General features: G+C 66.5%; 21 protein-coding genes. 14 read left to right on the plus strand and 7 right to left on the minus strand.

The features are described from left to right. The first annotated feature begins 41 nt into the window (after window positions 1-41). Complete coding sequence (guaA, locus tag HCA61_RS00395; protein ID WP_169685625.1) at window positions 42-1613, plus strand: glutamine-hydrolyzing GMP synthase; 1572 nt, start codon at window positions 42-44, stop codon at window positions 1611-1613. Window positions 1614-1685: 72 nt separating this feature from the next. Here the strand turns inward: guaA and HCA61_RS00400 are convergent, their stop codons facing one another. Beyond that, complete coding sequence (locus HCA61_RS00400) at window positions 1686-1940, minus strand: hypothetical protein (RefSeq protein ID WP_169685627.1); 255 nt, start codon at window positions 1938-1940, stop codon at window positions 1686-1688. Then, window positions 1933-3348 carry a PspC domain-containing protein gene (locus tag HCA61_RS00405; protein WP_169685629.1) on the minus strand — a complete coding sequence of 472 codons (1416 nt, stop codon included), beginning with the start codon at window positions 3346-3348 and terminating at the stop codon, window positions 1933-1935. The genes HCA61_RS00400 and HCA61_RS00405 overlap by 8 nt, the downstream gene beginning before the upstream one ends. Window positions 3349-3445: 97 nt before the next feature. Between HCA61_RS00405 and HCA61_RS00410 the strand changes: the two genes are divergently transcribed. Together HCA61_RS00410 and HCA61_RS00415 are read left to right on the plus strand one after the other, a co-directional pair. Then, a complete protein-coding gene (locus HCA61_RS00410) occupies window positions 3446-4783 on the plus strand; it encodes an ATP-binding protein (RefSeq protein ID WP_169685631.1) in 1338 nt (445 codons plus the stop codon). Then, window positions 4780-5466 (plus strand): response regulator transcription factor, encoded by a 687-nt coding sequence (locus tag HCA61_RS00415; RefSeq protein ID WP_169685632.1) that lies wholly within the window; start codon window positions 4780-4782, stop codon window positions 5464-5466. Before HCA61_RS00410 ends, HCA61_RS00415 begins: the two co-directional genes overlap by 4 nt. Before the next feature lie 28 nt (window positions 5467-5494). On the opposite strand, the gene HCA61_RS00420 is transcribed toward HCA61_RS00415, so the two are convergent. Continuing rightward, window positions 5495-5977 (minus strand): hypothetical protein, encoded by a 483-nt coding sequence (locus tag HCA61_RS00420; protein WP_169685634.1) that lies wholly within the window; start codon window positions 5975-5977, stop codon window positions 5495-5497. Between the two features lie 67 nt (window positions 5978-6044). Beyond that, window positions 6045-7241 (minus strand): serine/threonine-protein kinase, encoded by a 1197-nt coding sequence (locus tag HCA61_RS00425; protein WP_247274703.1) that lies wholly within the window; start codon window positions 7239-7241, stop codon window positions 6045-6047. 200 nt (window positions 7242-7441) lie between these two features. Between HCA61_RS00425 and HCA61_RS00430 the strand changes: the two genes are divergently transcribed. Genes HCA61_RS00430 through HCA61_RS00450 form a run of 5 tightly spaced genes read left to right on the plus strand, consistent with a single transcriptional unit; the run spans window position 7442 to window position 12113 of the window. Beyond that, window positions 7442-8248 (plus strand): hypothetical protein, encoded by an 807-nt coding sequence (locus HCA61_RS00430; protein ID WP_247274730.1) that lies wholly within the window; start codon window positions 7442-7444, stop codon window positions 8246-8248. Continuing rightward, complete coding sequence (locus HCA61_RS00435) at window positions 8245-9837, plus strand: DNA polymerase Y family protein (RefSeq protein WP_346777456.1); 1593 nt, start codon at window positions 8245-8247, stop codon at window positions 9835-9837. Before HCA61_RS00430 ends, HCA61_RS00435 begins: the two co-directional genes overlap by 4 nt. A 27-nt stretch (window positions 9838-9864) precedes the next feature. Next, a complete protein-coding gene (locus HCA61_RS00440; RefSeq protein ID WP_169685636.1) occupies window positions 9865-10626 on the plus strand; it encodes an alpha/beta hydrolase in 762 nt (253 codons plus the stop codon). 29 nt (window positions 10627-10655) lie between these two features. Next, on the plus strand, window positions 10656-11183 hold the full coding sequence (locus HCA61_RS00445; RefSeq protein ID WP_169685638.1) for a hypothetical protein: 528 nt from the start codon (window positions 10656-10658) through the stop codon (window positions 11181-11183). Window positions 11184-11234: 51 nt separating this feature from the next. Then, entirely contained in the window at window positions 11235-12113 is an 879-nt protein-coding gene (locus tag HCA61_RS00450) for a sucrase ferredoxin (RefSeq protein ID WP_247274705.1), read from the plus strand. Between the two features lie 22 nt (window positions 12114-12135). Here HCA61_RS00450 and HCA61_RS00455 read toward each other — a convergent pair whose 3' ends face one another. Further along, on the minus strand, window positions 12136-14259 hold the full coding sequence (locus HCA61_RS00455; RefSeq protein ID WP_169685640.1) for an MMPL family transporter: 2124 nt from the start codon (window positions 14257-14259) through the stop codon (window positions 12136-12138). A gap of 266 nt (window positions 14260-14525) precedes the next feature. Further along, window positions 14526-16106, minus strand: a complete 1581-nt coding sequence (locus HCA61_RS00460; protein WP_169685642.1) for a multicopper oxidase domain-containing protein — start codon at window positions 16104-16106, stop codon at window positions 14526-14528. A 176-nt stretch (window positions 16107-16282) separates the two neighbouring features. Between HCA61_RS00460 and HCA61_RS00465 the strand changes: the two genes are divergently transcribed. The 6 genes from HCA61_RS00465 (at window position 16283) to HCA61_RS00490 (ending at window position 23132) form a co-directional block, all read left to right on the plus strand. Continuing rightward, window positions 16283-16786, plus strand: coding sequence for a nuclear transport factor 2 family protein (locus HCA61_RS00465; protein WP_169685644.1), 504 nt, complete (start codon window positions 16283-16285; stop codon window positions 16784-16786). Between the two features lie 3 nt (window positions 16787-16789). After that, window positions 16790-17587 (plus strand): SDR family NAD(P)-dependent oxidoreductase, encoded by a 798-nt coding sequence (locus HCA61_RS00470; RefSeq protein WP_169685647.1) that lies wholly within the window; start codon window positions 16790-16792, stop codon window positions 17585-17587. Between the two features lie 68 nt (window positions 17588-17655). After that, complete coding sequence (locus tag HCA61_RS00475) at window positions 17656-18564, plus strand: D-isomer specific 2-hydroxyacid dehydrogenase family protein (protein ID WP_169685649.1); 909 nt, start codon at window positions 17656-17658, stop codon at window positions 18562-18564. A gap of 122 nt (window positions 18565-18686) precedes the next feature. Beyond that, complete coding sequence (locus tag HCA61_RS00480; RefSeq protein WP_169685651.1) at window positions 18687-21938, plus strand: error-prone DNA polymerase; 3252 nt, start codon at window positions 18687-18689, stop codon at window positions 21936-21938. Between the two features lie 11 nt (window positions 21939-21949). Beyond that, window positions 21950-22831: a DUF4349 domain-containing protein gene (locus HCA61_RS00485; RefSeq protein WP_169685654.1), complete on the plus strand. Its 882-nt coding sequence runs from the start codon at window positions 21950-21952 to the stop codon at window positions 22829-22831. Then, window positions 22824-23132 carry a rhodanese-like domain-containing protein gene (locus HCA61_RS00490; protein ID WP_169685656.1) on the plus strand — a complete coding sequence of 103 codons (309 nt, stop codon included), beginning with the start codon at window positions 22824-22826 and terminating at the stop codon, window positions 23130-23132. Before HCA61_RS00485 ends, HCA61_RS00490 begins: the two co-directional genes overlap by 8 nt. Before the next feature lie 33 nt (window positions 23133-23165). Here the strand turns inward: HCA61_RS00490 and HCA61_RS00495 are convergent, their stop codons facing one another. Then, a complete protein-coding gene (locus tag HCA61_RS00495) occupies window positions 23166-23630 on the minus strand; it encodes a tRNA (cytidine(34)-2'-O)-methyltransferase (protein WP_169685658.1) in 465 nt (154 codons plus the stop codon). Between the last annotated feature and the right edge of the window lie 117 nt (window positions 23631-23747).

A 23747-nucleotide genomic window follows, 5' to 3' on the forward strand; every position in this document is an offset into this window, starting at 1 on the left:
CCGCGTCCGGATGTCCGGGCGCGGCCGCTTAGACTGTTCGGGTGTCGCAAACCCAGCAGTCCCGACCCGTACTCGTCGTCGACTTCGGAGCCCAGTACGCACAGCTGATCGCACGACGTGTGCGCGAGGCCAATGTCTATTCGGAAGTTGTCCCGCACACCACGAGCGTCGAGGAGATCGCGGCCAAGGAACCCCTTGCGGTGATCCTGTCCGGCGGTCCTTCCAGCGTGTACGAGGATGGTGCTCCGCAACTCGACCCGAAACTGTTCGGCCTGGACATTCCGGTGTTCGGCATCTGCTACGGCTTCCAGGCCATGGCGAATGCGCTGGGCGGCACTGTCGCGCACACCGGAGCCCGTGAGTACGGCCGCACCGACCTGTCCGTGTCCGGCGGTGTGTTGCACGACGGTCTGCCCGCGACGCAACCCGTGTGGATGAGCCACGGTGACGGCGTGACCGTCGCACCCGAGGGATTCGAGGTGACCGCCACGAGTGCAGGCGCACCCGTCGCCGCATTCGAAGACCGTGCGCGTCGCCTCGCCGGCGTCCAGTACCACCCCGAAGTGCTGCATTCACCGCACGGCCAGCAGGTTCTGAGCCGGTTCCTGCACGAGATCGCGGGCATTCCCGGCGAGTGGACCGCCGCCAACATCGCCGATGCACTCGTCGAGCAGGTCCGGGAGCAGGTCGGTGACGGACGCGCGATCTGCGGGCTCTCCGGTGGTGTCGATTCCGCAGTGGCTGCGGCTCTCGTGCAGCGCGCTATCGGTGACCGATTGACCTGTGTGTTCGTCGACCACGGTCTGATGCGCGAGGGGGAACGGCAGCAGGTCGAGCGCGACTTCGTCGCAGCGACAGGGGCTCGGCTCATCACCGTCGACGCGTCCGAAACGTTCCTGAGTGAACTGTCCGGCGTCACCGATCCCGAGACGAAGCGCAAGATCATCGGTCGCGAGTTCATCCGCAGCTTCGAAGGCGCAGTGTCGGAGGTCCTCGGCGAAGGCGCATCGAAGGGCGAGAAGGTCGAGTTCCTCGTACAGGGCACCTTGTACCCCGACGTCGTCGAATCCGGCGGAGGATCCGGAACCGCGAACATCAAGAGCCATCACAATGTCGGCGGGCTCCCCGAAGACCTGCAGTTCGAACTCGTCGAACCGCTTCGCCTGCTGTTCAAGGACGAGGTGCGCGCGGTCGGTCGTCAACTCGGTCTGCCCGAGGAGATCGTGGGCCGTCAGCCGTTCCCGGGCCCCGGCCTCGGCATCCGCATCATCGGTGAGGTCACCCGCGAGCGTCTCGAGATCTTGCGCCATGCCGATTCGATCGCCCGCGAGGAACTGACGTCCGCCGGTCTGGACGGTCAGATCTGGCAGTGCCCCGTGGTGCTGCTCGCCGACGTGCGCAGCGTCGGTGTCCAGGGCGACGGACGCACCTACGGTCACCCGATCGTGCTGCGTCCGGTCTCCAGCGAGGACGCGATGACCGCGGACTGGACGCGCCTGCCCTACGAGACCCTCGAGCGGATCTCCACGCGCATCACCAACGAGGTGGCCGACGTCAACCGCGTGGTCCTCGACGTGACGAGCAAGCCGCCGGGAACCATCGAGTGGGAGTGACGACACCGTCGGTGTCGTGAGATATGCCTGTGCCCCGGACCGTCACGGTCCGGGGCACAGGCATCGTCGTCCCTAGTGGTGGTTCTTCCTGCGACCCGGAATCAGCACGAGGATCGCGCCGATGACGATCGCAGCACCGACGAGAATCCATCCGGTGTCGAACGTGCCGAGGAAGTCGAGGGAGAAGGGACCGATGAGGGCCCACCCGCTGACCACCAGTGCTGCGATCGCAGAGAGCAGAAGCAGGATCGAAGGCCCGCGTCGTGACTTGCCGGTTGCGCCGGCGTCGTCGGTTCCAGTGTCGAATGTGGTGTCGAAATCAGCCACGACGCACCTCCGTGTTTCCCATGACTGTGTCGATGTCGATGGACAGGACCGGTCCTCCGGGACCGTCGTCTCCACCGTCGAACCCCTGCATAGTGCACGGGGACGCGGCGGTCGAGCTGCACGTGATGTCGACGTCGAGGTTCGGGGGCAAGAAGATCTGCGAGTCGCCGAGCCGGGTGTCGATCGAGATCGCGTGGTCCTGCGTCAGATCGAGATTCGTCAGATCGAGCTGTAGGTCTCCGAGCTGCACGGAGTACTCCGAGTTCAACTCTGCGGCCGTACGCGCCTCGAATCGTTGCTCACCCGACGACTGGATGTCGAGCGGCCCGACCAATGATCCGAGGATGACGAACCCCATCAGAGGCCCGGTCACCACCAGGAGACCGTATCCGCGGTGCAGGAACGCACCGAGCAGGAGACCCAGACCGATCACCGCCAGAGCGATCGCCGCGATCCGTGCCGGGGTCAGCCATTGGAGATCGGTGGAGACTGCGACCGTCCCGGCAGCTGCCGCTGCCAATACCGCGAACCCGAGGATTGTCGTGGTCAGACGCGATCGCGGCTTCTTCTCGACGGGGACAGGTGAGTGCGTCGGTGCCGGTTCGGGGAGATCCCACGCAAACGGCGCGACACCGAGCGGATCCCAGGCGGGTGGTGTGGCACTGCCGGTACCGGGTGACCGGTCCTGCACCTGTGCGGTGTGGTTCGAGTCGGGCGCGTCCTTCGACAACGAGACGGTGCTGTCGCTCCCCGGCGCACCGTTGTCCGGGTCGTTGTTGCCCGGGCCGTCGGTCGCACCACCGGTGGCGTCACGCTGCGTGGCCGGGGATTCGGGCGCGAACGGTGACCGGGACGGCTGGGTGAACGTCGGGTCGGTGAACGGTGTCTGGGCGAACGGCGTCTGGAACGGTTGACCGAACGGCGGCGCCGGGAACATGTTGCGGTGGGACGAGAACCCGTTGGCCGGCGGCGGGAGGGTAGGAGGTGCGGGCCGACGTTGATAGAGCAACCACCAGCCGCCGAGCATCAGCACCATGCTGATGAAGCCGGAACCGCCGGAGCCGACACCGACCGGGCCGACCGCGCTTGCGGCGATCGCGAGTGCGACGAGAAGGACGACCACCTTGCTGCTCGAGTCGGAGCTGTGTCCGCGACCGACGAGCGATTCGATCGCCGATACCTGGTCGCCGTGCCGGGTGAACAGTACCCATGCCGCCAGGTACAGCACGATGCCTGCACCGCCGAAGAGCGCTGACACGACGAACGCAATCCGCACCAGCACGGGGTCGATGCCGTACCGCACACCGATACCTGCGCACACACCGGCGACGTGTCCCTGCTCGGGCAACCGCACAGGGCGGGTGCGCCACATATCTGTGAGTTGTTCTGGGAAGGTTCGCGTGGTCATGGCATCCATCCTGTCGGTCCGGGTCGTTCCGCACATCAGGGGCGAACCCTGATTTCGTGACCGCTGGAGGAGGCTTCGACCTCAGGGTCGTTCCCCGATGCCCCGGGGCGCGACATCGTGTCAGTATCGACTAGTGGACCTTGTATCCGGATTACCCGTGCCTGTCGATCGCCTCCAACGGAGGGTCGGCGGTCGAGTCGTCGGTGGGGTCGCAGGCGGCCTCGCCGATCATCTCGATATCGACGTCACCAAGGTACGTGTCGCATTCACGGTGCTCGCCGCGCTCGGAGGACTGGGCATCGTCGCCTACGGACTGCTGTGGATGTTCGTCCCGCCCGGAGCCGACACGGATCGGCCGTCGGGAACGGAACGCCGTCGCGCTGTGGGACTCGCAGTCATGGGCATTGCGCTCGCCATCGGGTTGTCGTGGTTGTTCAGCGGAGGTGCGGCCTCGGCGATCGCGCCGGTCGTCGTCGTGTCGGTGGGCGCGGCCCTCGTCTGGCGGGAGTTCGACGCCGAAGGCCCCCGCTCGGTGTTCGGTCTGCCTGCAAAACCGACAGTGCTCGCGTGGGCGCGCGTCCTCGGAGGCCTCACCCTCGTGGTCACCGGCCTCGGTGTCGTCGTCCTCGCTCAGGTGGACGTCGAGGCACTGCGATCGTCGCTGCTCGCTGTCATCGTCACGTTGGTCGGGGCCGCCCTGCTGTCCGTGCCGTTGTGGATTCGCATGTGGAGAGCCCTCGAGACCGAGCGCGCGGCACGGGTCCGCACCGAGGAGCGCGACGAGATCGCCTCGCACCTGCACGATTCCGTGTTGCAGACGTTGGCGCTGATCCAGAAACAGGCGGACAGTCCGCAGGAGGTCGTGCGACTCGCGCGCAGCCAGGAACGTGAGTTGCGGCGCTGGCTCTTCGGCGGCGACGAAACTCCTCGCACGTCCCTGGCCGAAGCGCTGCGCACCATCGCCGGGGAAGTGGAGGACCAGCGCGGTGTGTCCGTGGCTCCCGTGATCGTCGGCGACGTGGCGCCCGATGACGAGGACGTATCAGCGGAGGCATTCACGGCGGTGCTCGGTGCCACCCGGGAAGCCCTTGTCAACGCAGCGAAGCACGCGCAAGTGGACAACATCGACCTGTTCGCAGAGGTCGAACCCCACGAGATCAGTGTGTTCGTCCGCGATCGGGGTGTCGGTTTCGACCCGGACACTGTGCCGGAAGACCGGCATGGCCTCGCGCGGTCGATCACCGCGCGGATCGAACGACGCGGTGGACGCACCGTGGTCAAGACCGCGCTCGGGAAGGGCACGGAGGTCCGCATTCACATGCCTCGATCCGGTGGGGGACACGCCCCGGAGACGACCCCGCAGACGGCAGGTACGGAGGAGGCGACCTTAGAGTGGGAGGCGACCCAGCCCCACCACGAGGAGCAGCCCCAGTGAGTTCGACTTCGGTGACACCGTCCGAGATCTCCGAATCGACCCGGCGTTTCCGGGTTTTTCTCGTCGACGACCACGCGGTGTTCAGGTCCGGCGTCCGAGCCGAACTGGGACGCGAACAGGACATGGAGATCGTCGGTGAGGCCGGCGGTGTTGCGGAGGCTGTCGCAGGGATCGGCGCCGCGAAACCCGATGTGGTGCTGCTCGACGTGCACATGCCCGACGGTGGCGGTGTCGCAGTGCTCAGCCGTATCGATCCGGGGTCGGTGTGCCTGGCATTGAGCGTGTCCGATGCCGCCGAGGACGTCATCGCGGTGATCAGGGCGGGAGCACGCGGCTACGTCACCAAGACGATCTCCGGCCCGGATCTCGCCGACGCGGTACGGCGGGTGGCGGGGGGAGATGCGGTCTTCAGCCCACGCTTGGCCGGGTTCGTGCTGGATTCGTTCACCGGCAGGTCGACTGCGCCGGAGCCCCCGCTCGATCCCGAACTCGATTCACTGACTCCGCGCGAACTCGAGGTGCTGCGACTGCTCGCCCGCGGATACACCTACCGTGAGATTGCCGAGGAACTCGTGATCTCGGTGAAGACCGTCGAGACGCACGCGTCGAATGTGCTGCGCAAGACCCAGCAGTCCAACCGCAATGCGCTTACCCGGTGGGCGCATCGGCGGCGTATCGACTGATACGGGGACGGGGTGTCGGTGAAGCCCGTCAATGTGTGACGAGGCGTTCGGTGCTCCTCTCCGAGAGGGCTCGTGTCACGTTGTCGATGCCGGATCGGACGGTGGCGCCGTACCCGTCGTCGGCGAGGGCGTCGAGGTAGATCCGTGCCGCGGTGAGGTGCTCGGTTGCGGCATCGAAATTGCCCAGGCGGCGGTGATCGTCGGCAAGGTTGAGATGCAGCGACGGGTAGAACCCGCGGATCTGCAGCGATGCGTGCTCCTGCTGCACTCGGGTGTCGTCGAGAGAATCGGCAGCCTCGAGTGCCCGGGCATCCCACGTGAGGGAAATTGCTGCATCGTCGTAGAGATCGGCAAGGAAGTGCGCGAGAGTGCAGCGGTGCAGCGCGTCGCCGTCGGGTCCGATTTCGTCCCACAGAGTTTCGAGACGGGCACGCGCGGCGACGGTGTCGCCGGAGCGGCCTGTGGTGACGGCTTCGGTGATGGCGGCCATGGTCGGATCAGGTGTGGTCATCGGTCTCCTCGTGTTGGTTTCGCCGGGCTGACGAACAGTGGCACACGGCACCGACACGCTGCAGGGATCAGGCCACGAGGAACGCGATGACGAGCGCGATGACGAGCGCGATGAGGATGATCGCACCCATCACCGCCATCGCCATGGGCGCATACGCGAGGACCTTCTCCTGCGTCGATTCCGGGAGATCGCCCTTGGGAACCAGACGGTCGAGTACGGAGGCCGGCCACGAGGACGGCGAGCCGGTGCTTCCGGCCCTCGGTGTCGTGGGCATGGTCAAAGGCTGATCCATGAACGAACTTCGGGGGCGTGTCTGGTCGTCGGCCGGAGTCGAACGTTGGGCCCAGGACGGAACGGTGCCGTCCTGGGACACGATGGGCCTGCCGCGGAGCACGGCCGGGTTTCCGCCTGGGCCGAGCACCACTTCGGTGAGGCGATTGCGTGCCTCGATCATCGTCGGCCTGCGTGCCGGGTCGGGTTCGAGCATGGCGAGCAGGGTGTCGGTGAGGAGCCCGGTTCTGGTCGGAGGGATGATCTCGGCACGGGCGACGCGGTGCAGGAGCGCGATCGAGTCCGCTTCGTAGCCGAACGGTGGCTGCCCCTCGATTGCGGTGTAGAGGGTGGCGCCGAGGGAGAACACGTCGCTCGCCTCGGTGGGATCGCTTCCCCGGGCGACCTCGGGTGCGAAATAGGCGGGGGTACCGATGATCACACTGGACGGATCGTTGTCGCCCTTGGCGCGGGCGATGCCGAAGTCGCTGATCTTCACGACGCCTGCGTCGTTGCCGCGTTCGGCGATGAGGATATTGCCCGGCTTGACATCGCGATGCACGATGCCTGCCTCGTGAGCGGCTGCGAGAGCGTCGGCGACATCGGCACCGATCTGCGCGACCACGTACGGCGGCAAGGTGTCGATCGCGTTCATGACTTGCGCGAGGCTGCGGGACGGCAGGTGCTCCATGACCAACCACGGTTCGCCGTAGTGGAGTGCGACGTCGTACATGGAGATCGCGTGCTCATGGGTGAGCTGGGCGGCGACCCGGCCCTCGCGGAGGGCGAGTCTGCGGATCTCCTCGGCGGCGGCAGGGTCGAGATCTGCGGTGGAGATCACCTGCTTGACGGCCACGTTCCGCCCGAGTCGATTGTCGCGGGCGAGCCATACGGCGCCCATGCCTCCGCCACCGAGTTTGGAATCGAGTCGATATCGCCCGGCCACCAGGTGATCCGGACCGACGACCCTTCCCTCTCGTTCCCGTTCTGCCACCTCACGAGGGTAATCGATCCCGGCGGATACCTCGGCGGCTCGACGGATTGCGGTGGGGGCGATCACTTGACGGCAGGTACCGGCATCGGGTCTACTGGACAAGTTCGAAAATACGTTCGAATTCAATTCGGGCTGGGCCACGTCTTCCCCGTGGTCGGCAGGTCGTGAACGAATACGGCTGGCGGATGACAGGGGTGCATGTGGGTGAAGTGGCCGAATTTCCGGTCGATGAAGAAACAGTCGGCGACGGTGGAGGGCCGAGTAGAGCGGAGCGGATCGAAGCGCTGAGGCGCCGGATCTCCGCAGTTCCGGCGAAAGGAGAGACCTCCGCGCCTGCTCCGGTGCACAGTCCGGTCGAACGGGTACTACCGGTGCCCGAACCTCTCACCGAACTGCTCCCGCATGGAGGATTGGTTCGCGGCACCGTGGTGTCCGTATCGGGGTCGGCATCGTTGCTGCTGGGCATGGTGGCGGCGGTGACCGCGGCGGGTGGGCACGCAGCCGTTATCGGTCAGCGGCGACTCGGATTGCTCGCGGCGGCGGAAATGGGGGCCCGGCTGAGCCGGGTGGCGATGATCCCCGACCCGGGCCCCGACCCGGTGGAGGTTGCGGCCGTGCTGCTCGATGGGCTGGACCTGGTGGTGCTCGGTTTGGGAGGAAGGTCGATTCCGCCGTCGCGAAGCCGCGTCGTCGCGGCTCGTGTGCGGAGCAAAGGTGCGGTCCTGGTGGTCACCGACGGGCGTTGGGACGGCGCGCAGGTGCGCCTCGAGGCGCAGGTGAGTGGTTACGAAGGGCTGACAGGACCGGGACGGGCGCGGTTGTGCGGTATCGGGCTGTCGGTGCGGGCCTCGGGGCGTGCCGCCGGTCCCCGAACTGCGCGTATCGATGTCTGTGCCGAGCCCGATGGTGTGCGATGGGTATCCGGTGAGCGGCGGCGAGCAGATGCTGTGTCGACCGTTACTGCGTCGACCGTCGATTCTGTTCCGAACCTCGTGGTGGCCCAGTGATCAGGGATGGTCCGGCGACCGGAGGTGGCCGGTCGACGTCGCGTGTCGTGGCGGTGTGGTGCCCGGACTGGCCCGCGGTGGCTGCGGCTGCGGCGGCAGGCATTCCTGCCACCGCGCCGATTGCCGTGGTGTCCGGGAATCGGGTGGTCGCATGTTCGGCGTCGGCCCGAGCGGCCGGTGTCGTCCGTGGCTCGGTGCGTCGTGAAGCTCAAGGAAGATGCCCTGAACTTCATGTGGCACAAAATGATCCGGGCCGGGATGCTCGGCTCTTCGAGCCGGTGGTCGCGGCGATCGATGCGGCCGCTCCCGGTGTCGAGGTGCTGCGCCCGGGCCTCGTTGCACTCGCGGCGCGCGGCGTCGTGCGATGGTTCGGATCGGAGGAGGCCGCCGCAGAACGTCTCGTCGACGAGGTCGCTTCCGTGGGAGTGGAATGCCAGGTCGGTATTGCCGACGAACTGTCCACCGCAGTGCTCGCTGCCCGTAGGGCTGCATTGGTGTCGAGCGGCGACGGCCCTGCGTTCCTTGCTCCGCTGCCGATTTCTCAGTTGGCAGTGGAGCCGGCGCTGGCTGCGCCGGAGCGTGCCGACCTGGTCGATCTGCTACGTCGGCTGGGGGTGCGCACGATCGGGGCGTTTGCGGCGCTGCCGGTATCCGATGTGGCGTCGAGGTTCGGCGCTGACGCGGTGGTGGCGCACCGGTGTGCACGTGGACTACCCGAGCGTCCGCCGTCGGGGCGTGCGGTGCCTCCCGATCTCACGGTGGAGCACGTGTGCGATCCCCCGATCGAGCGGGTGGACACCGCGGCGTTCCTCGGTCGGACGCTCGCCGAACTGTTGCACACCCGACTTGCTGCGGCCGGTGTGGCGTGCACGCGGCTCCTCGTGTCGGCCCACGCCGGCAGCGGTGAAGAACTGGCGCGGACGTGGCGCTGTGCCGGGCCGTTGACCCCCGAAGGGACCGCAGACCGGGTGCGCTGGCAACTCGACGGTTGGCTTACCGGACGCAGCGCCGATCGCGCCACCACCGGGATCACCATGTTGCGTCTCGAGCCCGTGGAAGTGGTGGATTCCGGCACTTTGCAGTTGGGTCTGTGGGGCGGTATCGGCGAGGAGGACGAACGGGCACGGAGGGCACTGGTCCGAGTGCAGGGCCTGCTCGGCGGTGATGCGGTCCGGGTGGGGGTGCTCAGCGGTGGACGCGGACCCGTTGAGCGAATCACTCTCGTCCCGGTGGGGGAAGAGGCAGTGCCCTCGTCGGATCCGGACGCGCCCTGGCCCGGACGGTTACCACCCCCGGCCCCGGCCATGGTGATGCACGTGCCGCCGCCGATCGCGTTGGACGACGACGTGGGTGAGGGGGTGACGATCACCGAACGGGGTCTGCTCAGTGGTCGGCCGACGCAGTTGCGATGGGGAAGTCGCAGCTGGCAGGTGACCGGATGGGCGGGACCCTGGCCGGTGGACGAATACTGGTGGGATCCCGAGACCGCCCGCGACATCGCGCGACTGCAGGTGCAGCTCGATGGAGGCCGGGCCCTGCTGATCGTCCACGGAGCAGACGGGTGGAGTGTGGAGGGTGTCTACGACTGAGCGGGCAGGCTGATTAGGCTGACAACCGTGGCTACCTCCGTCCTCACCGCGACGCCGAACGATGTCGCGATCGCCTACCGGGATTCGGCGCCTCGCAGAACAGCTGAGGGGGTGCCGGTCGTGCTGGTGCACGGCATGGGCGGCGATGCGCGCACCTGGGACAGGTTCACCCGGCGGCTCACCGCCGCCGGGCGCCGGGTGGTCGCTGTGGACCTGCGCGGACACGGCCGCAGCGCTCGCGCGACGTCGTACCGGTTCTCGGAGTTCGCCGCCGATATCGCAGGCCTGTGCGAGCACCTGGGTTTCGACACCGTGGATCTGGTGGGGCATTCCCTCGGTGGGCACGCCGGTTCGCTGGTGGCGCAGCAGCAGCCCGGGTTGGTGCGACGGCTCGTCCTGGAGGAGGCGCCGCTACCGTTGCGCGCGAGCGATCCCGTTCCCGAGGTTCCTGCGCACCGCCCGACGCCCACCGAACTGTGGCATGCCGCCACCAGCATGGTGCTCAATCCGCGCGCAGTGTTCTCGTTCGACCGATCGATGATCGACTCCGTGGTATCTCAGTTCCACACGTCGAATCCGATGTGGTGGGAACAACTTCCGTCGATGAAGTCTCCGACGATGCTGCTGCGCGGTGCGCGCCGTGGAAGCATGGTCGACCCGCGACTGCTCACCGAGGCCCTGGCGCTGATCCCGAACGGTGCGGTGCGGGAGATTCCATGCGGGCACAGCATTCATCGCGATCGATCAGAGGATTTCGTGGCAGCGGTGATGCCTTTCCTCACCGACTGATCTCGCCGGACTTGGCCTACGATCGGGGCATGGCCTTGTCTTCACCCGACCGGAAGCTGATCGCGACCTCCGCTCTGTTCGTCGTTTCGCAGGCGAACATCGCTCGTGTCCTCGGTTCCACCGCGCTCACCGTCGGTACGGTGCAGACGACGTTCTCGGCGTCGAAGTACCGGAAGATACTCGACAATCTCGGACCGGCCGAGCTTTCCCGCTACCGGGAGCACTACTACTGGGACATGTTCCACCCGCTGACCTTCGCGGTGGCGTTGCGCGCCGGTGCGCGCGCACTCGACGACCATCGGCCGTTGTCGCCTGCGGTACGCAGAATCCTGCTCACTGCACCCGTGATCGCTGCGGCGGGCGACTACGCGGAGAACGTGGCAGGCCTGTACCTCCTCGACCACCGCGACAAGATTGCCGACGACTCGGTGCGCCTCGCATCCACGATCAGTGTCACCAAGTGGATGCTCGCCGCCGGTTGTCTCGCTTACCTTTCGCAGGGCTTCCTCAGGATCTGGACACAGGCGGGGCTCAGGCGTCTGCGGCGCACTCGCTGACATGTTGCAGCCCGACTTTCATCGGGTGTGCGGGCGGGACACAATGGCGACGTGACCACCGCTGCCCCCACTTGTTCTGCACTGTCCGCCGTCGACGAACCCTTGCCCGGCACCACTGCGACGGCCCCCGGCTACGTATGCCTGGAGTTCCCGTCGGCGTGGGGTCACGACGTACTCGACGGCACCGCGCTCGGCGCAGAGTTGTCGAGTGAACTCTCGGCCCGCGCTGCGGCGACGGGCGTACGGATCATGTTCATCAGGCGTCCCGGCCGCGATGTTCCGCGACCGGTGAAAACTGTGCTCATCGCTCGAACCGAGCCGGGCGACGCGTGGTGCGAACGACTCGAGGTCACCGACCCGGCGGAGCTGCTCGATATCGTGCCGCGCGTGGTGGCCGGGCCCCCTCCGGGGTTGGGGGAGGCGGTGTCCGGCCCGATCGTGCTCGTCTGCGCGCACGGCAAACGAGACCGGTGCTGTGCGGTGCTCGGCCGCCCCGTCGCGTCGGCGCTGAAGGAAGAATTCTCGGACGCGGTCTGGGAATGTTCGCATACCGGCGGGCACCGGTTCGCTCCGTCGATGATTCTGCTGCCCAGCGGTTACTCGTACGGTCGTCTCGACGCCGAGCAGAGCGTCGAGGTGGTGCGTGCGGCCGTCCGCGGTGAAGCCCTCGCGCTCGGTGCGCGTGGCCGCAGCACGTGGGGAGCAGCAGGTCAGGTTGCCGAACTCGCGGTACGGGGTGCTGTCGGTGACCTGTCGATCGACGCCTTCACCGTCGACGAGACCGGAACCGAACCACTCGTGCGGCACCGTGACGGACGGGAATGGCGGGTCGACGTCGAGGTTCGGGAGCTCTCGGATCGACCCGCGAGTTGCGGTGCCGCGCCCAAGCCTGTGCGCCCCGTGGTCGCCACGAAGCTCACGCAACTGTAGGTAGCTCGGCCGACGAACCTTTTCAGTGCCCGAGCCCGAATTTCTCGTGGACCTTCTTCATCCACTGCGGAGCCCACCAGTTTGCTTCGCCCATCAGTTTGATCAGCGACGGCACCAGCAGCATGCGCACGACGGTCGCATCGATGATCAGGGCGATGATCATGCCGACTCCGAGGAATCGCATGATCGACAATCCCGAGACGGTGAATGCTCCGGTCACCACGATCAGCAGCAGGGCCGCGGACGTGACCACACGTCCGGTGCGTGAGATGCCGTACTCGACGGCCTCGACGGTCGTTGCCCCTGCCGCACGCGCTTCGACCATGCGCGACATCAGGAAGACCTCGTAGTCGGTGGACAGTCCGAACACCACAGCAAGGATCAGCACGACGAATGTCGGCTCCAACTCGTTGGGCACCACATCGATCAGCGATGCGCCGTGCCCGAGCTGGAACACCCACGTGAGCACGCCGAAGGTCGCGGCGAGACTCAGACCTGCCATCAGCACGGCCTTGATCGGCAGTACCACCGATCCGAACGCGAGGAACAGCAGGATCAGGGTCGAGACCACCATGATCAGGACCATCCACGGCAGTGCGTCGGAGACTGCGGTATTTGCGTCGTCGACCAACGCCCGACTGCCGCCGACGAGCAGTTCGGAGCCGTCCGGGACGGGGATCGACCGCAACTCGTCGGTGATCTCACTGGCCCTGTCGGTACCGTCCACGCCTTGTGCGTAGACGGCCTGCACCACGGCGACGTCGTCCTGCTGACCGACGGTGACGACCTGCGAAATCCCCTCGATGCCTGCGACTTCGCGCGACACGGTGCGGAGGGCATCGGCGTCGACGGCCTGCCCGCCGTCGTCGCGCAGGACGAGTGTCGGACCGTTGCCCGTGCTCGGGAACTCGTCGAGGAGCGTCTGGGTCGCCGCGCGCGCGGCGCTGTCCTCGGGCAACGCGGTGTACTCGACCTCGCCGAACTGAGCTTTCAGGACCGGTGTGGCGAGGAACAGCAGTCCCGCGGTGATGACGATCGCGATGAGAGCGGGTCGCTTCATCACCTTGTGTACGACGCTGCCCCAGAACTTGCGTGCACGAGCCTCGCTGCGCGTCGACGCCTCGCGATCCCAGGTCCACGCGTTGATGCGATGCCCGAGGAGCGCCAACACGGCAGGCACCGCCGTCAGGGACAGGACGGCGGCACTGAACACCGAGGCCATCGCTCCGAGACCGAGCGACCGGAGCACGGCCTGTGGGAAGACGAGCATGCCCGCGAATGCGCAGATGAGCAGGGCCGCCGAGAACATCACGGTGCGGCCCGCCGTCAGCATCGTCCGTTTCGTCGCGGCAGCAGGGTCTGATCCGGCGGCGAGTTCCTCGCGGTATCGGCTGACGATGAACAATCCGTAGTCGATCGCAAGCCCCAGGCCGATCAGCGAGGTGATGTTGAGCGCGTACGACGACACTTCGGTGACCGTCGAGAGCAGCCGTAGCGTCGCGAGGGAGGAGAAGATGGCCAACACCCCGACGAAGACGGGGACAGCCGCGGCTACGACACCGCCGAAGATGAGGACGAGCAGGATGAGTGTGATCGGAATCGCGATGGCCTCGGCCTTGACGAGATCTCGCTCGAGAGTGTGGGTGAACTCGATGGAGACGACGGTGTTGCCCGCGAACTGGGACTCGACGCCGGGCACCTCGAGTTCGTCGAGGGCCGATTGGAAGTCGGCCGCCGTCACACCCGAGTTCGTGCCGAGCGTGATGGTGGCCGCCACACTCTGCTGGTCTGTCGAGAGCAAGAGCTGATTCGTCGGTGGTGGTGCCGTCCAGTAGGTCGTGATGGCCTCGGACGGATACTGCTCGTCGAACGCGGCGAGCGTCTGCTCGATGTCGGGCCGGATGTCGTCGATGGTCCTGCCCTCGGGCGCGGTGTACATCGCGATGATGTCGGCAGTCTGCGACCCGAACGTGTCGTAGATGATCTGCTGCGCCTGCATGGCTTCGCTGTCGGCGACGTAGTACCCGGCGCTGGACAACTTGCCGAAGACACCGATGCCCCATGCACCTGCGACGAGAACGACGAGTAGGACGAGGGCGAGCACCCACCGGCTTCTTGCTACGACGATCTCGGCCCAGCGATTCATACATACTCCCGGTCTGCTCGGTGCTGCCGAACGGCAACTGTAATCGCGAGCAGGACGCGGGTGATCGTCGGTGGGCCGGAGAGAGGCGGACCGACGCGCCGGGTGCCTCACGGCACGGGGCGCAACGTGGTTCCAGCCGGACGGTATTCCACGAAGGCAATTCACATTGGCTCCGGGGCGTACCGGCGCGCCGATCCGAATGGGTCAACGCGGTCGCACGAGGATCTATTCCGAGTGAACTGTTGTGCGACGAGGCGCACACTTGCCTACCCCGTGGCGTCCCCTCCACTGTGGCCCGAGTGGTCGCCGTGGGTCGAGTGGATGGGAAGGACACCGACCTCGTCGACCTCATCGGCGCCGACGACCACGAACTGACCCATCATTCCATCGTCCTCGTGCCGGAGCAGATGGCAGTGGTACATGTACGGAACGTTGGGGTCGGTGTGGTCGTCGAATCGCATGAGCAGTCGCACTGTGGCGCCGGGCGGGACGTAGACGGTGTCCTTCCGGCCGATCAGCGTCGGATGGTCGGTAGGCATACCGGTCGCCTCGACGACCTGGAACTGCACGTCGTGGACATGGAAGTTGTGGACCACCCCGCTGATGTTGGTGACTTCCCACAGCTCGGTGGTGCCGGCGACGACGACCTCGTCGATCCGGTTCATGTCCATCTCGCGGTCGTTGATCTCGGTCGAGTTCGTGAGGTCGAAAGTGCGGGTGACGGTCGGTTCGCCGAGATCCTCCAGCGTTGCCAGCCGTGCCGGGACCGCTTCGTTCGATTCGAGAATGTCGGCGGTGCGGAGTTCGAGAACGTCGACGCTGTCGTCGCCTCCCGAGAATCGGGTCTGCCAGAAATCGGCGCGCAGATCGGGTGGGGTGCTGCGGAGCATGTTCCGGGTTCCCGCCGGCGCCTCGACCACGATCTCCGCTCGCTCGCCGGGCGAGAGTTGGAGACTGCGGAGCGCGACGGGTGATTCCAACAGCCCGCCGTCGGTACCGATCAGATCGAACGGTAGACCGGTGTCGAACGAGAAGTTGTAGATTCGTGCGTTCGACGCGTTGAGCAGCCGCAGCCGGACGCGTTCGGTTGTTACATCCAGGAATGCGCCGGGAGTGCCGTTGACGAGGATCTCGTCGCCGAGAACTCCGACATTGGCGAACATCGCGCCGTCCTCGTCGAGCTGCGTGCCGTCGAATTTCTTGTCCTGCACGATCACCGGGATGTCGTCGACTCCGTACTCATCGGGGAGTCCGGGGCCGCCCTGCTCGTCGAGGAGGAACATGCCCGCGAGACCTCGATACACGTGCGACGCCGTGGAGCCGTGGAGGTGCGGGTGGTACCAGAGGGTCGCGGCAGGTTGGTCGATCGTCCAATGCGGAGACCAGGTGGCCCCGGGTTCGACCGTCTGGTGGGGGCCGCCGTCCATCGCGGCGGGCAGATGCATTCCGTGCCAGTGCAGCGTGCTCGTCTCGCCGACTTCGTTGGTCACGTTCACCCGAACGTTCTCACCGCGCTCGGCACGCAGGGTCGGGCCGAGATAGTCGCCATTCACACCCCAGGTCTGCGTGTCGGGCCCGTGCCCCAGGTCGCTGGTGCCGCGCTGCAGGGTCAGGTCGAACACGCGGGTGCCGTCATCGGTCACCGTGCTGTCGGCGAGTGGAGGAACATTCAGTGGCCGGTCGAATGCCACCTGTCCTGTCGTGTCGATCGAGGCCGTGTTCCAGAAGAAGAGCCCGGCACCCGCCGCGCCGAGAATCAGCACCACGCCGAGGGCGAACAGGGTCGCCACGATCCGCACCAATAGTTTCACGTGCTCGATCGTGGTCGTCCGAGACCGGGAACACATCAGGTTCGGGACCTGATCTTCGACTGGGGGAGAACCCCCGGTCCGCGTCCGCCGCAATTACAGGAGAAGATCTTCTGTAATTGCGTCGGAGTCGCTACCGTGCATGGCAGGGACCGAATCCTTCGGAGGGAGAAGATGATGCGTGCTGGGTTGCGAGGTGGGAGGGTCGACTGTCGATGAGCGATGTCGAGGAACTGCGCGAGATGGTCGCAGCGCTGGCCGCCGAGGTTCGTGTGCTCAGTGACCAGGTCGAGATCATGCAGCTGGTCGCCCAGTACGGACCCGCGGTCGACAGCGGGTCAGGGGAGGCGGCGGCTGCACTCTGGACCGACGACGGCATCTTCGACGCCGTTCCGCAGCGGCGGATGCGCGGGCACGAGGAGATCGTCGGCATGGTTCACGGCGAGGGCCACCAGAGCCTGCTCCGAGACGGATGCGGTCATGTCCTGACCGTGCCGCACATCGTGGTCGACGGTGACCACGCCACCGGCCGTAGCTACGCGCTCAACATCCGCTGGGATGCCGACGCCGACCGATTCTGGGTGGCGCGGGTCTCTGCGAACACCTGGCGTTGGGTGCGGACACCGAAAGGTTGGCGGATCGAGGAACGGATCAACGCCAATCTCGACGGCACCACCGAACACCGAGAGATGCTCACACCATTCACCGAAAGCGACTGAACAATGACGACAGACTTGGTAGACAAATACGGGCACTGGGGCATCGTCGTCGGTGGTTCCGACGGGATCGGTGCCGCGTTCGCTCACGGAATGGCACGCCGGGGCATGAATGTTGTGCTGGTGGCACGACGAACAACCGTGCTGGAGGAATGCGCCACCGAAATCCGAGCGCGGCACGGTGTCGAGGTGCGCACGGTCGCGCTCGACATGAGCGCTGCCGATGCCCCGGAGCGGCTCGAAACCGCAACAGTCGATCTCGAAATCGGGCTGTTCGTCTACAACGCAGGCAGTGACGATCGCAGTACCGCGTTTCTCGACAAGGATCTCGATACCCACCTGTCGCTGGTCCATCGCAATTGCACGAGTGTGCTCGAAACGACCTACAGGTTCGGTGGCCCGATGGTGGCGCGGGGACGCGGTGCCGTCGTCCTTGTGACATCAGGTGCCGCATGGGTCGGGGGCCCCACCCTCGCGACCTACGGCGCAACGAAGGCATTCGATCTCATCCTTGCGGAAAGTCTGTGGGCCGAGTGGCGCAGTAGCGGGGTCGACGTTCTCGGACTCGTGCTCGGCGCGACCGCCACCCCGTCGATGCATCGAGCGCTCGGCACTGCGGGTGAAACGCACCGCGATCTGGCCGATCCCCACGATGTCGCGGAGGAAGCGCTCGAGCACCTGTCCGATGGACCCACGTGGATCTGCGGTACCGACAACCCCACCGGCGGTTCACCGTTCGGAGCTATGGGCCGCCGCGACGCGGTGCTTGCGCTGAGCCGAAGCATGGGAGTGAACGACAAATAGGACGTCCGGAACACCTCCGGTGCGCACTTGTCTCGATGACGGCGCCGCGCGGCGATAGGGTTCCAGGCATGCGAATTCATCTGGGACCCGATCACGACGATCATCTCGCGACCGCGATCGTCGACGGCGGTGCCGCGCTCGCAGAGCTCGACGACGCCGACGCACTGGTGTGGGACGGTGGTCCCGACGATTTCCCGAAGAACCTGCCCGACCATATCCGTTGGGTGCAGCTCACCTACGCCGGTATCGAGCCGTTCTTCCGGGCCGGGCTGATCGACGACCGGCGCATCTGGGCGAATGCCTCGGGTGTGTACGCCGACAACGTCGCCGAGTACGCAGTCGGGGGACTGCTCGTAGGGTTGCGCCAGTTCCACACCTCACTCGGAGCGACGAGCTGGCGGAAAGACGAGATCGATCCGCGGGTTCGGACACTCCACGGATCGACCGTGGCAATCGTGGGAGCCGGCGGGATCGGCCGCGCCATGATCCCGCGGTTGCACGCTTTCGGTGTGGAAGTGGTGGCGGTCAACCGTTCGGGTCGCCCGGTCGACGGAGCGAAGGTGACGCTGCCGTCGAGCCGCACCGCGGAAGTGTGGTCGATGGCCGATCATTTCGTGATTGCGGCTCCGGCAACCGAAGACACCGATCGGCTCGTCGACGCCGCTGTGCTCGAGGCGATGCCTGACACGGCATGGCTCGTCAATGTTGCGCGCGGCAACCTGGTCGATACGGATGCACTCGTCGATGCGATGCGCGCGGAGAAGATTGCAGGGGCGGTGCTCGACGTGACCGAACCCGAGCCCTTGCCCGACGGACACCCGCTGTGGGATCTCGACAATGTCGTGATCACCCCGCACATTGCGAACACCCGAAGCGGTCTGACCGCGGCGTTCGCGCCGACGCTGCGTGAGAACGTGCGCAGGTTCATCGCGGGGGAGGAGTTGCTCGCTCGGGTCGAGCCGAGCGCCGGGTACTGACTCAGCTTTCCTCCTGTCGCACGGGTTTCCGAAGGCTCAGAACCTGAGGGAACCCATGGAACGGGAGGAAGGATGAATCGAACACGTGTACGATAACCGTGCTGGTGTCACGGGAGGCGAAGATGGGATGGAACAACGGTCCGCCGACCTGGTCGGAGATGGAGCGTGTCCTCTCCGGCCGCTCCGCTCCGATGCACCCGGGCGACGGCAACGACGCCCCCGCCTGGTCTCGTACCCGTCCCGGTTACGAGGGGAAGGTGCAGCTGCCCTCCGGTCCCGTCGTGCCGTACGCCGAACTGCACTCGCACTCGGCATACAGCTTCCTCGACGGCGCCTCGACGCCCGAAGAACTCGTCGAAGAGGCTGTTCGTCTCGGCCTGGAGGCCCTCGCGCTCACCGACCACGACGGCCTCTACGGCGTCGTGCGGTTTGCGGAGGCCGCGCGGGAGCTCGACATGCGCACCGTGTTCGGAGCCGAACTCGGCCTCGACGACGCGCACCTGCTGGTCCTCGCGCGGGGCAGCGAAGGGTACAGGCGCCTGTCTCGACAGATCGCCGCCGCGCACCTGGCGGGCGGGGAGAAGAACAAGCCCCGCTACGACTACGACGCACTCACCGACGCCGCCTGCGGACATTGGCAGATTCTCACCGGATGCCGTAGAGGGCATGTGCGGCAGGCTCTCGACGCGGACGGCCCCGACGGCGCGGACCGTGCGCTGCGCGAACTCGTCGACCGATTCGGAACCGAGCGCGTCACCGTCGAACTCACCTGGCATGGTCTGCCCGACGACCACGAACGCAACACCGTCCTCGCGGAACTTGCCGGACGATACGGACTTTCGTGTGTGGCGAGTACCGCTGCGCACTTCTCCGTTCCGCGCCGGCGACGGCTCGCGATGGCCATGGCGGCGATCTCCGACCGGCAGAGCCTCGACGCCGCTGCGGGCAGACTGCCCCCGGTCGGTGGCGGCCACCTGCGATCGGGCGCGGAGATGGCACGTCTGTCCGCGGCGTTTCCCGGTGTTGTACAGGCCGCCGCAGACCTCGGCCGCGAATGCGCCTTCGACCTGAGTCTCATCGCACCGAAACTGCCGCCGTTCGACGTACCCGACGGACACACAGAGCAGTCATGGCTTCGTGAACTCACCTACGGCGGAGCCCTGCGCCGATACGGGCCCCCGGAACACTACCGGGACGCCTACCGGCAGATCGAACACGAACTCGCCATCATCGAGCAGCTGGGTTTCCCGGGATACTTCCTCGTCGTCCACGATATTGTGCAGTTCTGTAAGAGTAACGACATCCTTTGCCAGGGAAGAGGTTCCGCGGCGAATTCTGCCGTGTGCTATGCGATCGGCATCACCAATGTCGATCCCGTCCGCAACGGTCTGCTGTTCGAGAGGTTCCTGTCGCCGGAACGTGACGGCCCACCGGATATCGATCTCGACATCGAATCCGACCGCCGTGAAGAGGCCATCCAGCACGTCTACGAGAAATACGGGCGCACCCATGCCGCGCAGGTGGCCAACGTCATCACCTACCGTGGCAAGTCCGCGGTGCGCGACATGGCGCGGGCGCTCGGCTATGCGCAGGGTCAGCAGGACGCGTGGAGCAAGCAGGTCAGCCGTTGGGGCGGTGTGGGTTCCGGATCTGAGACCGAGAGCGCGACCGATATCCCCGAGCCGGTGCTTCGGCTCGCAGCCCAGATCGAGGGTCTGCCGCGGCACCTCGGCATCCACTCGGGCGGGATGGTGATCTGCGACCGGCCCGTCGCCGACGTCGTCCCCGTCGAATGGGCACGTATGGCCGGTCGCACCGTCCTGCAATGGGACAAGGACGACTGCGCCGCCGTCGGACTGGTCAAATTCGATCTGCTCGGCCTCGGCATGCTCTCTGCGCTGCACTACATGATCGACCTCGTCGCCGAACACGAAGGCATCCACGTCGATCTCGCGCAACTCGATCTGTCGGAGGACGCCGTCTACGAGATGTTGCGCCGCGCGGATTCCGTCGGCGTGTTCCAGGTGGAGTCGCGTGCGCAGATGGCGACACTGCCAAGGTTGAAACCGCGGCACTTCTACGATCTCGTGATCGAGGTGGCGCTGATCCGCCCCGGACCCATCCAGGGCGGATCCGTGCACCCGTACATCCGGCGGCGCAACGGCCTCGAACCCGTCGTCTACGACCATCCGTGCCTCGAGAAAACGCTCGAACGCACTCTCGGGATCCCGCTGTTCCAAGAACAATTGATGCAGATGGCCGTCGATGTCGCCGGTTTCACCGCTGCGGAAGCCGACCAGCTGCGTCGCGCGATGGGGTCGAAGAGATCCCCGGAGAAGATGGAACGTCTGCGCGCGCGGTTCTATCAGGGTATGCGAGAGCTGCACGGACTGACCGGGGAGGTCGCCGATCGAATCTACGAGAAGCTGTACGCCTTCGCGAATTTCGGATTCCCCGAAAGTCATTCGCAGAGCTTCGCTTCGCTGGTGTTCTATTCGTCCTGGTTCAAACTGCATCACCCTGCGGCATTCTGCGCGGGCCTGCTCCGAGCGCAGCCGATGGGTTTCTACTCGCCGCAATCGTTGGTAGCCGACGCCCGGCGACACGGTGTCGTGGTGCACGGACCGGACGTCAACGCGAGTCTCGCCCACGCCACCGTCGAGAATCGAGGCCGGGAAGTGCGCCTCGGGCTGGGGGAGGTGCGACACATCGGCGATGATCTCGCCGCACGCATCATCGAGGAGCGACAGGCACACGGCCGGTACCTTTCCCTGCTCGACCTGACCGCCCGCGTCGAACTCTCCACGGCCGCGGCCGAAGCCCTCGCGACGGCCGGTGCATTGTCGAGTTTCGGCGTCACCAGGCGAGAAGCGCTGTGGGCGGCCGGTCCGGCATCGACGCAACGTGCGGGCCGGCTACCGGGCATCGGCGCGTCCGCCCCGGCCCCCACTCTGCCCGGCATGAGCGATGTCGAGCTCGCCGCGGCCGACGTGTGGGCCACCGGCGTCTCACCGGACAGCTATCCGACGCAGTTCCTGCGCGACCGGCTCGACGCGCTGGGGGTGATCCCCGCGTCGCGCTTGCTGCAGATCCCGGACGGGACTCGGGTGCTCGTCGGTGGTGCGGTCACCCATCGTCAGCGTCCGGCGACCGCAGCCGGTGTCACCTTTCTCAACCTCGAGGACGAGACCGGCATGGTGAATGTGGTGTGCTCGGTGGGGTTGTGGGCGAGATACCGGACCCTCGCGCACACCGCCCCCGCACTGCTGGTGCGCGGACGAGTCCAGAACGCGGACGGTGTCGTGACGGTGCTGGCCGACCGACTGCAGCGGATGGATCTACGGACACCGGTGAAATCCCGCGACTTTCGATAGCATCGCGCCCCATGAGACGCCTGATGATGGTTGCGCTCCTCGCGCTGGTCGCGTTCGTCGCCGCTGCGTGCGGTGAGGGCGGTGGCGGCAGCGGCTCGGGATCCATGGCGGATTCGGCACCTGCGATGTCCGAGTCCGGGCCGGCGCTCAGCGACGGTGCCCGTTCCTCTACGCCGGCAGGCGAGGCAGAGCCGGACCGGAAGGAGGTCGTGACCGGACGCATCATGCTCACCGCAGACGATCCCGTCGCGACCGGTCGCGAGGTGGTCACCATCGTGGAAGACGCCGACGGCCGTATCGACTCGATCACCGAGCGACCCGAGTCGAGCAGTGTGCTCACCGTCCGTGTCCCCGCCGACGGGCTCGACGCCGTGATCGACGACGTGCGGCAGCTCGGACGCGTCACGAGCCTGACCACGAGCCGCGACGACGTCACCCTGCAGTACACCGACCTCGAAGCCCGAGTGGGAGCGCTGCGCGCCTCCGTGGATCGGTTACGGACCCTGATCGAGACGGCCGACAACACCGCCGACATCATCGAAGCGGAGAACGCCCTTGCCGAGCGGCAGGCCGACCTCGACAGCCTCGAAGCCCAGCGTCGGCAGCTGGCCGACATGGTCGACCTGTCGACGCTCACCGTCGACATCAGCACCCAGCAGCGCCCGTCGGACAGTGACAGTTTCTGGGACGGCATCGTCGAGGGGTGGAACAGCCTGTGGGCGACCCTGGGGGCCGCGGTGGTCGCAGCGGGTGTCGCGCTACCGTGGTTGGCGTTCCTGATCGTGTGCGCCGGAATCATCTACCTGGTGGTCCGGTGGATCGCCCGATCGGGACGGTCTTCCGCCGGAAATCCCGGCGAGGCCCCCGACGAGAGGACCGACAACGATGCGTGAAGTCGATCTGGCTGCACTGGAAACCGCACTCGCCGAGGGGGCACCCGTCATCGACGTGCGCGAACTCGACGAGTACATCCAGGTGCGGGTGCCAGGCGTGACGCACATTCCGCTCAGCGAGTTCGTGGCACGGGTCGAGGAGATCCCCGCGGCCGAGACCGTGTACATCATCTGTGCGGTGGGTGGACGCAGTCTGCAGGCCGCCGACTATCTGTCCGGTCGCGGCATCAACGCCGTCTCCGTTGCCGGTGGCACCGACGGCTGGCAGCAGTCGGGCCGCCCCGTCGAGAGCGGTGCCTGAGCGCCGGCGTGGTCAGCAGCTGACGCAGACCGGTCACACTGCGCCGTCGAACCCGTGCTGGCGCCACGCCTCGTAGGCCACCACCGCGGCGGCATTCGACAGGTTCAGCGAGCGGCGTCCGGGCAACATCGGAATGCGGACCTGCGTGGTGACATGCGGATCGGCGAGTACCTCGTCGGACAGCCCGGTCGGTTCGGGACCGAACAACAGGACGTCGCCCGCGCGGTACTCGATGTCGGCGTAGCTGGTCGTGGCGTGTGCCGTGAACGCGAAGACACGCTCCGGCTTCAGTGCTTCCCACGCCGCTTGCAGATCGGCGTGCACCGTCACCGACGCCAGATCGTGGTAGTCGAGCCCGGCTCGCCGTAGCTTCGGCTCGGACAGATCGAACCCGAGAGGCTCCACGAGGTGCAGCTCGTCGCCGGTCGCGGCGACCATCCTGATCGCATTACCCGTATTCGGTGGGATACAGGGTGCATGGAACATCACTCGGAACACTCGCTCCAGCTTGCCAGCCGGTTCGAGGCAAGACACACGCGGGGGATGCGGCCGCGGCCGCGAGCTGTTTCAATCGGACGGGCAGACGCACAGCGAGACCGCGGAGGCGAACCATCG

This window comes from Rhodococcus sp. HNM0563, assembly GCF_012726195.1.
Classification (GTDB): Bacteria; Actinomycetota; Actinomycetes; order Mycobacteriales; family Mycobacteriaceae; genus Rhodococcus.

Coding starts and splice junctions, on each gene's coding strand:
- HCA61_RS00405 (WP_169685629.1), bottom strand. CDS start 3,348: ATGACCACGCGAACCTTCCCAGAACAACTCACAGATATGTGGCGCACC.
- HCA61_RS00410 (WP_169685631.1), top strand. CDS start 3,446: ATGCCCCGGGGCGCGACATCGTGTCAGTATCGACTAGTGGACCTTGTA.
- HCA61_RS00420 (WP_169685634.1), bottom strand. CDS start 5,977: ATGACCACACCTGATCCGACCATGGCCGCCATCACCGAAGCCGTCACC.
- HCA61_RS00445 (WP_169685638.1), top strand. CDS start 10,656: ATGGCCTTGTCTTCACCCGACCGGAAGCTGATCGCGACCTCCGCTCTG.
- HCA61_RS00455 (WP_169685640.1), bottom strand. CDS start 14,259: ATGAATCGCTGGGCCGAGATCGTCGTAGCAAGAAGCCGGTGGGTGCTC.
- HCA61_RS00460 (WP_169685642.1), bottom strand. CDS start 16,106: ATGTGTTCCCGGTCTCGGACGACCACGATCGAGCACGTGAAACTATTG.
- HCA61_RS00465 (WP_169685644.1), top strand. CDS start 16,283: ATGAGCGATGTCGAGGAACTGCGCGAGATGGTCGCAGCGCTGGCCGCC.
- HCA61_RS00470 (WP_169685647.1), top strand. CDS start 16,790: ATGACGACAGACTTGGTAGACAAATACGGGCACTGGGGCATCGTCGTC.
- HCA61_RS00475 (WP_169685649.1), top strand. CDS start 17,656: ATGCGAATTCATCTGGGACCCGATCACGACGATCATCTCGCGACCGCG.
- HCA61_RS00480 (WP_169685651.1), top strand. CDS start 18,687: ATGGGATGGAACAACGGTCCGCCGACCTGGTCGGAGATGGAGCGTGTC.
- HCA61_RS00485 (WP_169685654.1), top strand. CDS start 21,950: ATGAGACGCCTGATGATGGTTGCGCTCCTCGCGCTGGTCGCGTTCGTC.
- HCA61_RS00490 (WP_169685656.1), top strand. CDS start 22,824: ATGCGTGAAGTCGATCTGGCTGCACTGGAAACCGCACTCGCCGAGGGG.